The organism is Aminobacter sp. MET-1, from assembly GCF_026521175.1.
Classification (GTDB): domain Bacteria; phylum Pseudomonadota; class Alphaproteobacteria; order Rhizobiales; family Rhizobiaceae; genus Aminobacter.
The window spans coordinates 1-263 of the sequence record NZ_JAMSHL010000121.1 but is presented as its reverse complement, the minus strand read 5'-3'; the positions used below and the strand labels follow the sequence as shown (position 1 = coordinate 263).

Annotated in this window: 1 protein-coding gene; it reads left to right on the top strand. The window is 68.1% G+C overall.

Going from position 1 to position 263, the window contains the following annotated elements; translation table 11 throughout:
• A partial coding sequence (locus tag NDO48_RS29285) for an alpha/beta fold hydrolase (RefSeq protein WP_267322929.1) occupies positions 1-263 on the top strand: 263 nt, incomplete at both ends.

The following is a 263-nucleotide window of genomic DNA, read 5'->3' as shown; positions in this document are numbered from 1 at the left end:
CGGCCACCTACGGCAAGCTGTTCGCCGCCCTGGCGCCGGACTATCAGGTACGCCATCTGGAGCAGCATGGCCACGATCCGCGCTTTCCCGTGGACGACAACTGGGCGAACCTGGTCGCCGAACTGATCCACCACCTGGAAGGCGGCGACGAGCCGGTCTGGGGCGTCGGTCATTCCCTCGGTGGCGTGCTGCACTACCACGCGGCCTTGCTCCGCCCCGAGCTGTACCGCGGCGTGGTGATGCTCGACTCGCCGGTACTGACC